The sequence below is a fragment of the Streptomyces sparsus genome, assembly GCF_054776295.1.
In genome coordinates, this window is record NZ_BAAHCA010000308.1 from 1 (window position 1) to 5115 (window position 5115).

Annotated in this window: 2 protein-coding genes; one reads left to right on the forward strand and one right to left on the reverse strand. The window is 72.3% G+C overall.

Features of this window, described 5'->3' with window-relative positions:
* A partial coding sequence (locus ACYVE9_RS15035; protein WP_461028346.1) for a glycoside hydrolase family 3 C-terminal domain-containing protein occupies positions 1-2871 on the reverse strand: 2871 nt, incomplete at its 3' end.
* Positions 2872-3359: 488 nt separating this feature from the next.
* Here ACYVE9_RS15035 and ACYVE9_RS15040 point away from each other — a divergent pair.
* A complete protein-coding gene (locus tag ACYVE9_RS15040) occupies positions 3360-5033 on the forward strand; it encodes an extracellular solute-binding protein (RefSeq protein WP_461028347.1) in 1674 nt (557 codons plus the stop codon).
* Positions 5034-5115: the final 82 nt, after the last annotated feature.

Genomic DNA, 5115 nt, shown 5'->3' on the forward strand with positions numbered 1-5115 from the left:
CGGCGCCGGGGACGCCCCGGCGGAGGACGACGCCGGAGCGGGGGGCGCGGTGCCGGTGGGTGGCGGGTCGGGCGGGCTGTCCGTCGTCAGCTCGACCGTTCCGGCACCGGTAGCGGCGACGAGCAGCTCAACGGTGCCGGTGGCGTCGCCGAAGTCGCACGCCCGGTAGCGCAGTTCGCCGGGTTCCTCGCCCACCGGCGCCACCGCGGTACCGGCGGTGACGGTGCGCTCGACGAGGTGCGTGGCGTGCTGCCCGTCGTAGTCCGCTGCCTCCAGGCCCCGGTCGAGCACCGGTCGTGGGCCCGGCCGCTCGCCGGTCAGCCGGAGGGTCGCCGTGCGCCGCAGGTCGGCGCTGGAGGCGCCGGCCAGGAGTTCGTAGCGGCCCGGTTCGACCGTCCAGCGCTGGTGGGCGACGTCCCAGTAGCCCAGGGCGGACGTCGGGACCTCGAACTCCAGCCGGGCCGAGGCGCCCGCGGCGAGCCGGATCCGGCGGTGGGCGACGAGTTCCCGGCCCGGTCGCGGTACGGACGGGTCGACGGCGCGGGCGTACACCTGGGCGACCTCGTCGGCCTCCCGGCCACCGGTGTTGGTGACGGTGAGCGTGACGTGCACGGTGTCGCCGTCGGTGCGGGCGGTGAAGGCGGTGTAGTCGAACGAGGAGTAGCCGAGTCCATGGCCGAACGGGTACAGCGGTGTGCCGGTGAAGTAGAGGTACGTCTGACGGCTGCCGATGATGTCGTAGTCGAGCAGGTGCGGCAGGTCCTTGTCGGCGCCGTACCAGGTCTGCGGCAGGCGTCCGGCGGGGGACACGTCGCCGGCGAGTACCCGGGCGAGCGCGGTGCCGGCCGCCTGCCCGCCGTGGGCGGTCCACAGCAGGGCGGGCAGCGCGGCGTCGGCGTCCGGTACGGCGTACGGGTAGGAGGAGCTGAGCACCAGCACGGTGCGGGGGTTCGCGGCGTGCGCCGCACGCCAGATCCGCTCCTGCTGGTCGGGCAGTGCGAGTGTCGTGCGGTCCTCGGTCTCGCGGCCGTTGATGTGCGGGTCGTTGCCCGCGACGACCACCACGACGTCCGCCTCGGCGGCGGCCCGTGCGACGGCCTGCTCACCGTGCTCGACCGTCTCGACCCGGAACACGTCGCCCCGGTCGGCGACGCACGCCCCCTCGTCGCCGATCCGGACGTGGCGTCCGGTGCCCAGGTGCAGCAGGCGGTGGCCGTCCTCATGGGGTTCGAACCGGAACGTCTCCTGGACCACCCAGCCGCCGGGCCGGTCGGCTGCGGCGCGGACGAAGCCGTCGTCGGCGACCGTGAGGTAGCGGCCGTCGGGCGCGCGCAGCGTGCACACGCCGTCGCCCCAGTCGGCCAGGGTGAACTCGCTGCCCCGCTCGCCGCAGGTGAGCGGCGGCAGGTCGGTGCGGCCGGTGAGCAGCGCCGGGTCGAGCGCGCCCTCAGCGCCGGGGTCGGTGGTGGTTTCCGACGTCTCGGGCAGCGCGGGTGTCTCGGGCATCTGGAGGGTGCCGGCCGCGGTGTGCAGCCGCACCCGGTCCAGGCCGTCGGCGAGGGTCACCGCGTCGGCGCCGAACCGGTCGCGCAGGCCGTCGAAGGGGGTGGAGCGGTGGATCAGGGTGCCGCTGTACCAGTCGAGCTTGCATTCGTCGGCGAGCGGCCCGACCACCGCGACGCGCACCCCCTCGGGCAGCGGCAGCAGCGGCGCGGGTGATGCGGGGGGTGCCGGTGACGTCGGCGGGGTGGGGGCCGTCCCGGACGGCTGCCGGGCCAGCGTGCCCCGGCCGTCGGCGTTCCCGCTCGGCGGCTCGTTCTTGAGCAGGACGACGGCCTGCTCCGCGGCTTCCAGGGCGAGCGCGCGGTGCTCGGGGGTGTCGAAGTCCTGCGTGCCGGCGTACAAGTCGAGTTCGGGGTCGAACTCGCCGAGCGCGAACCGGACGGCGAGTTGGCGGCGTACGGCGGTGTTGACGTGCGACTCGTCGATGAGGCCCTGGTCCAGCGCTCCGCGCAGCCGGGCCAGCATGGTGGTCGGGTCCTGGCCGTGGTCGGTGAAGCTGTCGACGCCGGCGCGCAGTGCGGCGGCGGTGGCCTGCTCGTGGGTGTCGAAGCAGTGCTCGGCGTCGACGAGGTTGGAGGGGGCGCCGGCGTCGGAGCAGACCAGCAGTTCCTGGTCCGTCCACTGCCGCAGCTGGCTGCGCAGTTCGGGTGAGAGGTGGTTGGGCCGGCCGTTGACGAGGTTGTAGGCGGGCATCACGCCGGCCACGGCACCGGCTTCCACCGCGGGGCGGAACGCCCGCAGGTCGTACTCGTGCAGGACGCGGGGGCGGACCGACGCGGAGGAGGTGGCACGGTCGGTCTCGTTGTTGTGGGCCAGCCAGTGCTTGAGGACGGGAGCGGTCCGCCAGTAGCGCGGGTGGTCTCCGCGCAGGCCGCGGGTGTAGGCGACGGCGATGGCGGAGGTCAGTGCCGGGTCCTCGGAGTAGCCCTCCTCGTTGCGGCCCCACAGCGGGTTGCGCAGCAGGTTGACGGTCGGGGCCCAGACGTTGAGGCCGACCCGGTCGTCCCGGGCGCGCATCGCCCGGGTCTCGGTGCCGACCGCCGCGCCGACGCGGCGCACGAGGTCCTCGTTCCAGGTCGCGCCCAGGCCGACCGCCTGCGGGAAGACGGTCGCCGGGCCCATCCAGGCGACGCCGTGCAGGGCTTCCTGTCCGGTCCGGAAGGCGGCGACGCCGAGCCGTTCGACGGCCGGGGCGAACTGGTGGAGCATCGCGATCCGCTCGTCGAGCGTGAGGCGCGCGAGCAGGTCGTCGATCCGCTCGCCGAACGGCGACTGCGGGTTGCGGAAGAGCGGTTGGGGCTCCAACACGGGCGTTTCCCCTCGGGCTGGGTCAGGGAGGCGGTCTGGGTCAGGGGTGGGTTCGGGGAGGGCGGGGGTTCGGGAGGGTGCGGGCTTCGGGGAGGGAGGCGGGCGCGGGGCCCGGGCGGGCGCTCGCGTGGCCCGTGGCGGGAGGTGCACGGGAGGACGAACGCGGGTCTGCCGTTCAGCTCGGTGGCGGGCCCGTAACGAGTTCGAAGCGCTTCGATGCTGTGTCGACGCACCCCCCGCTGTCAAGGCTCCGAATTATTGCCAACCCGACTCTTGTGCGCCATGAGCCCGTCACTTAACCTCGCAGCAACATCGAAGCGCTTCGACGAAGGACCCCGGCAGGACGAAGCCCCACAGCCTCGGAATCCTGCTCCCCCTTCGATTCCCGTCCGCTTCCCGTGTGCCGGCACGCCTCGTCTCAGACACAGGAGCCGATCGGCGGACCACCGCCGCGTGTTGTCCTGGTGCGCCACTGAAGGGTTGACGCAATGACGCCGAACTCCACTTCCGCCCCCAGCCGGAGAAGCTTCCTGGCCTCCACCGCCGTCGCGGCGGCAGCCGTGAGCGGCGGGCTGCCGCTGCTCACCGCGTGCGGGGGCTCGGGCAGCAACTCCTCCAACGAGGGGACCACCACCGGCAAGGACCTCAAGGGCATCCTGCCGACGTACGTGCCCTCGGACGTCGTCGAGCCCGACCTGCCCAGCCGCGACGGGTCGGCGATCGGCTTCACGACCGCGCTGCCCGCCGACAAGCTGGCCGTCTCGGTGCCCACCAAGCTCGGCAAGGGCAGCTCAGTGACGGTGATGGCTCCGCTGTGGGGTACCTCACCGGGGCGCGACAACCCGTACTGGAAGGCGATGAACGAGGCCGTCGGCGTCGACGTCACCTGGCAGAACCAGGACGGCAACACCTACGGGCAGAAGCTCGGCGCGGTGCTGGCCTCCAGCTCGATCGCCGACGTCGTCGTCATTCCCGGCTGGGAGCTGGGCGGCAAGATACCCAGCGCGGTCAACAACAAGTTCGCCGACCTCGGCCCCTACCTGTCCGGCGACCGGGTCAAGGACTACCCGAACCTCGCCGCCATCCCCACCGGCGCCTGGCAGCGGGCCGTGTTCGGCGGCAAGCTGCGCGGGCTGCCGATGCCCGCCTCCGTCATCCCCAACATCACGCCCTTCTACCGGGCGGACCTCTTCGAGGGGAAGGGCTACGAGGCGCCCACCACCGCCAAGGAGTTCCTCGACCTCGCCAAGGAGATCACCTCGGCGCGGAACAAGGTGTGGGGCTGCGGCGACATGACGTGGGCGGCGTACGGCTTCTTCGGGGTGCTGCCGGAGAAGCCCTACTACTGGCAGCTCGTCGACGGCAAGCTCGTCAACCGCTACGAGACGGACGCCTTCCTGGAGGCGCTGGAGTGGTCGCGTTCGCTGTACTCGGCGGGCGTCGTGCACCCGGACGCCAAGTCCGAACAGGGCGACATCGGCAACCTGTTCGCCGCCGGCCAGGTGTGGATGTACAACGCCGACATCTCCGACTGGTACGGCAAGACCGTCGTCCAGCGCGCCGACAAGCCCGACTTCGCCATGGCCGCCATGGACTACTTCGCGCACGACGGCGGCGACCCGACGCTGTACGCCGGACAGCCCTCCAACATCTGGGCGTTCGTCAACAAGGACACCGACAAGAAGAAGATCGCCGACATCCTCGCCCTCGCCAACTACACCGCCGCGCCCTACGGCACCAAGGAGCAGCGGCTGAAGGCGTACGGCATCGAGGGCACCCACCACACGCTGAAGGGCGGGGCGCTCACCAAGACCGAGCAGGGCAACAACCAGGTCTTCGCGACGTACGAGTACATCGCCAGCCCGCAGCAGTTCTTCGCCTACCCCGACCACCCGGACGTGGTGAAGGGCATGATCGGCTGGCAGCAGCGCCAGGGCCCGCACGTGCGCAAGCCGCTCTTCCACGGCATGCAGGTGCAGGAGCCCAACCGGTTCGCCGAGCTCAACAGCCAGTTCGAGGACCTGGAGAAGGACATCGTGCGGGGCCGCAAGAAGGTCTCCGACATGCAGCAGGCCGTCTCCGACTGGCGCTCCCGCGGCGGCGACAAGCTGCGCGACTGGTACCGCAAGCTGCTCGACGAGACCGGCACCCCCGCCTCCTGACCGCGCCCGGCCCGAGGGAGGCACCCAGCCCATGTCCCACAGCACCGTCCCGCGGGTCGCGCCCGGCGCCGCGGCCGACCCC